This is a genomic window from Mycobacterium sp. TH-M25, from assembly GCF_057473665.1.
Map to the genome: position 1 here is coordinate 1 of NZ_JBYCLA010000408.1, position 4,607 is coordinate 4,607.

The window sequence follows — 4,607 nt, forward strand, 5'->3', positions numbered from 1 at the left end:
GATGGGATGATAGCCACTGGACCTGGAAGAGCCGCCGTGGATTACCAGCGGCGCCGGTGTAATTCCTGCTTCTTCAACCTGCCTCATAATCTCGAAGGCAGCAAACTGATACTCATTCATCGCTTCCGCATTCCGAGCCCACATTTTTTCGTAGCTGCGGTCCAGCTCCGCGATTTTGGCGGTGAATTGCCCCAAAAGGTTAGTTGATTTCATAGTTAAGGCTGCCGCGCGGTTCGCCACTATCGTAGATGTCGGCACCATCGCCTTGACCGCCCTGTCGTAGGCCTGCGCCGCTAGACCGAGATACACGGCGGTCGCACTGGCCGTTCCGGCGTGTCCATTTAACCAGGAAGTGTACTGATTTGCCGCGTCTATAAAATGGCGCGCTGCCGGACCTTTAAACGAGTCTTGTGTTGCGCTAACTTGATTTTTCCACCGTCCCATCTGAGTATACAATTCTACCGTCAGATCTCCCCATGCTTTTACAGCGGTCCGTATCGGCATAGAACCTGGACCCTGAATATTGCTAACGTTGACCTCGGGTGATAATGTGTTGAAATTTGGCACCTCGGTTACTTTCTCCTCAACTCTACAATCAACATATCGCCGGTAGATCTATTCGCCGGTAGTAAACCATGAGTCGCTAAGCTGTGACACGATCCTCGTCAGTGTGCGTGTAAGCAGATGCGGGAGAACCCTGAAACGCCTTCCTCGACACAGCGCCGGCACCAATCCACCAAGAATCAGATTGCCGTTTCTTCTTCGATGGTGGTTTGAAAGCTGCCGAACGGCCTGTAAAAGCCGTGGACTACCAGCGGCGCAGGTGTAATTCCTGCTTCTTCAACCTGCCTCATAAGTTCGAAGGCGGCAAACTGATACTCATGCATCGCGTTCGCATTTCTGGCCCACATTTTTTCGTAGCTGCGGTCCAGCTCCGCGATTTTGGTGGTGAATTGCCCCAAAAGGTTGGTTGTCTTCATAGTTAAGGCAGCCGCGCGGTTTGCCACTATCGTAGATGTCGGCACCATCGCCTTGACCGCCCTGTCGTAGGCCTGCGCCGCTTCATCGAGAGACGCGGCGGTACAATTGGCCGTGTAGGCGTGGTTATACAGCCAGGCGTGGTACCGCTTTGCCGCTTGTAAAAAATAGCCCGCTGCCGGACCTTTAAACGAGTATTGCGTCGCGCTCACTTGAGTTCCCCACCCGTCCGCCGCAGAAGCCAACTCTTTCGCCAGACTTTCCCATGCTGTTTGAGCGGTCCGTATCGGCTTAGAACCTGGACCCTGAATATTGGTAACGTTGACCTCGGGTGGTAATGCGTTGAAATTTGGCACCTCGGTTACTTTCTCTTCAACTCTACAATCAACATATTGCCGGTAGATCTATTCGCCGGTAGCAAACCTGAGTCGCTAAGCTGTGACACGATCCTCGTCGTCATCCTCGTCAGTGTGCGTGTAAGCAGAGGGAACCCCCTGAAACGCCTTCCTCGCCCGATCTGGGTCCAGGTGTTGCCCGGTCACCTCAAGCTCGAGTGCATCGAGTCGACTGAAAGTGGTCAAGTCAGCGCAGGCAAAGCCCGCACCGGTGGCATCGTGCACGTCGAGGTCTTTCGGGATGGGTTGGTGTAGGAATCTCCATCAATCATTGAAAGACCTCGACCCCTACCCGGCCAACGACGCGCCAGCATCCTCTACACCCTCATCTGCGGAGAGCCCGGAAGCGGCACGACGTCAAACGTTTACTCATTATTGAATATAAGCGGCGCTTGACCAAATTGGCTGTGCAGCGCCGTCAAGCCCCGTTTGTCACGCGGCTTGTCTGCACGTTATTGGCGGGTCGCGCCTCGGTTAGTTCCTCGGTCCAGCGCTAGACAGGCTTGCCTGCAGGTGAATGCTTCACCACGTCGACCAGCAAAAGACTGCACGGCACTTGGTATTCCGCGATCTCGCAGTGCACAAAATATTGTTCAGCTTGGGCAGCGACGGCCGGCGTTAGTCAAACACAGCGTTACTGATGTCGGCAGCGGGATCGGCGATAGCCAAAGCCACGGCGACAAAACTAGAACCTGTTTCCGTTCGCCGCAAGCTCACTCCGGTCACAATCACAACGTGCCACCATCGAGCGCCTCGACCGTCAGCTGAGTCAGCGCAAGATTTTTGCGTAAAGCAAGCTGTCGCGCGGTTCAGAGCCCATAGACGGGTAGACGGCGTGGCGGACGAGCCGGCCCTCCAACGCGAAGCCGGCTCGTTCCATCAGTTGCGCCGAGCGTGTGTTGTCGACACTGCAGGTGGCCCAGACCCGGTACACGTCCGGGTCGGTGTTCAGCGCGGTGAGCAATAGGGTGAGCGCCTCCGACATCAAACCTTTGCCCCACCACCGCCGACCGAGGCAGTACCCAACTTCGACGGAGTGCCGCACCGGGCGTCGGCAGCTGGTCAACCCGATGACATCGCCGCTGTTTCGCAGCGTGATGGCCCAGGTCCGCTCGTTGTCGCTGACATTGGTGCGCTCGGCGATGACCCGTCGCGTTGCCGCGACGTCGGGGTGTGGCGTCCACAGCAGATATCGCGTGACCTCAGGATCGCGGGCGACCCGTTGGAAAATCGGGCCGGCGTCGTCGAGCTCGGGTAGGCGCAGCAACAGTCTCGGCCCGGCCATCCGGTCAGGGGGGTAATTGACCATCTCCGCTAAAGCCCTAGCGCACGATAGGTGTGGCGGACGAACTTGGGTTGTGCCGTTCGCAGCTTCGCCTGCGAAGTGTTACCCGCGACGGCGGCCGCGGCGTCGGAGGACAGCATAGGCAAATTCTGGACCAAGTACAGCAGGATCAGGTCGGCGGCCGGGTCGGCCTGCCACCACGTCCCATAGGCGCCAGGCCAACTAAATGTCCCAAGCCCGCCCGGCCCGAATAGTGGCGCGCACTTCGCCGGGTCGGTCACCACCGACAGATTCAACCCGAACCCGCGGCCAACCCAGAACGGCGCCCCAAGGAAGGCGTGCCGCTTGTGTTCGTCGGTGAGCCGGTCCGTGCGCATCAGGCGCGCCGACTCAGCGGATAGCACTCGCACGCCGTCGACTGTTCCGTCACCGAGCAGCATCCGCACGAACCGCAGGTAGTCGTCGGCGGTCGACCATAATCCGCCGCCGGCGTTACAGAATGACGGTGGCTTGACATGTGGTGGCCCCATCACGTCGTGTCGTAGCTGGTTCTTCTCGTCGAGTCGGTACATGGTCGCTGCGCGTGGCCGCATGTCGGCGGGGATGAAGAACCCGGTGTCGGTCATGCCCGCCGGGCCCAGGATTCGTTCGTCGAGAACCTGGTTAAACGGTTTGCCCTCGATGCGGGACACGATGACGCCCAGCACGTCTATCGAGTGGCTGTAAGTGACCCGGTCGCCGGGTTGATGTACTAGCGGGAGCGCGGCCAGCTCGGTCAGCCAAGCGTCGGAGCCCCGACCGAATGGCAGTCGCAGGTATGCCCGCGAGATCGGCCCGGGTACCGAGAAGCCGTAGGCCAGGCCGCTGGTATGGGTGAGTAGATCCTCGAGCAGAATGGGGCGCCGCGCCGGGTGCGTCCGGTCGAGCGGACCGTCCGGTTGGTCGAGCACCCGCAGCTCGGCCAATTCCGGCGCCCAGCGCGTGATCGGGTCGTGCAGTGCCAGCTTGCCGTCGTCGACCAGACTCATCACCGCGGCCACCGTGACCGGCTTGGTCATCGACGCGATACGAAACAGCGTGTCTCTTTGCATCGGCAGGCCCGCATCGATGTCTCGGTAACCGATCTCATTGACCTGCAACGTTTCTCCGCGATGCCAGACCATCGTCAGCGCGCCGGCCAGCAGGCCGGCATCGCAAACCTCGCGGATGGAGGCTTGATTGCCGTCGAGATTCACCCGGTTAGCCTAGCGACCAAGGTTCGCTAGGGCGTGTCGCCCGAATCAGGACGGCGTTGACACACTGACCTTGTCATAAGGTCGTCGATACGATAAAGTATCGCATACGATATGGTATTAAATATGTCGACTCATACCACATCGCACGTGATCGGGCCGGGTATTCGGATGCGTTAGATCCGGTTCACCCGGCGATTTGATATTTGTCTTGCCCTATCGGCGTATGCACGGCTGTTTTTGGAGAATCAATCAATTCCCCGAATGTGAGGTACTTAGCAATGACAGTTGGTTTTGTGCGTGCACGTGTGATTGCTGGCGTGGTAGCCGCCGGCATGGCCACCGCAATTGGTGGGACCGCTACTGCCCATGCCGCCCCGCCCGCGCCACCGACGCAATACTTCCCCAACCCAACCTGCGGGGACGGCGACACCGTCATATGGGCCATTAATCATGAGCTCAGTGGAGGTTCTTTGGGGACAGCTTGGCGGCCAGTCGTCTGCCTGGAGCCGGATGACACTGAATGGGATGGTAAATTGCCCAAGAAAATCAATGGCAAGCCGGTCAAGATTGATCTCGCGGATCTCAGACGAGTCACTGCGGGACCCAACATGAAAGTCACTTTGGAGGTGTTCACGAGCATGACAGGAGGGTTGCAGAATTTTGTCAACCCGTACATTTACCCGTACCCAACTGTCGAAAACGGCAACTCCTATA

Annotated in this window: 5 protein-coding genes; 1 reads left to right on the top strand and 4 read right to left on the bottom strand. The window is 58.6% G+C overall.

All coding sequences use genetic code 11. The features are described 5' to 3' along the window. From AC2VOU_RS13650 to AC2VOU_RS13665, 4 genes are all read right to left on the bottom strand, one after another. Positions 1-567: PPE family protein (locus AC2VOU_RS13650; protein WP_486957867.1), on the bottom strand; the 567-nt coding region annotated here is incomplete at its 3' end. Between the two features lie 176 nt (positions 568-743). Continuing rightward, positions 744-1,334 carry a PPE family protein gene (locus AC2VOU_RS13655; protein ID WP_486957868.1) on the bottom strand — a complete coding sequence of 197 codons (591 nt, stop codon included), beginning with the start codon at positions 1,332-1,334 and terminating at the stop codon, positions 744-746. An 808-nt stretch (positions 1,335-2,142) separates the two neighbouring features. Continuing rightward, the gene (locus tag AC2VOU_RS13660) at positions 2,143-2,682 is read right to left on the bottom strand and encodes a GNAT family N-acetyltransferase (protein WP_486957869.1); all 540 of its coding nucleotides are present in this window, start codon (positions 2,680-2,682) and stop codon (positions 2,143-2,145) included. A 5-nt stretch (positions 2,683-2,687) separates the two neighbouring features. Beyond that, entirely contained in the window at positions 2,688-3,893 is a 1,206-nt protein-coding gene (locus AC2VOU_RS13665; protein ID WP_486957870.1) for a serine hydrolase domain-containing protein, read from the bottom strand. A gap of 278 nt (positions 3,894-4,171) precedes the next feature. Between AC2VOU_RS13665 and AC2VOU_RS13670 the strand changes: the two genes are divergently transcribed. Further along, positions 4,172-4,607, top strand: a 436-nt coding sequence (locus AC2VOU_RS13670) for a hypothetical protein (RefSeq protein WP_486957871.1), incomplete at its 3' end; no start/stop codon positions are given.

Coding starts and splice junctions, on each gene's coding strand:
- AC2VOU_RS13660 (WP_486957869.1), bottom strand. CDS start 2,682: ATGGTCAATTACCCCCCTGACCGGATGGCCGGGCCGAGACTGTTGCTG.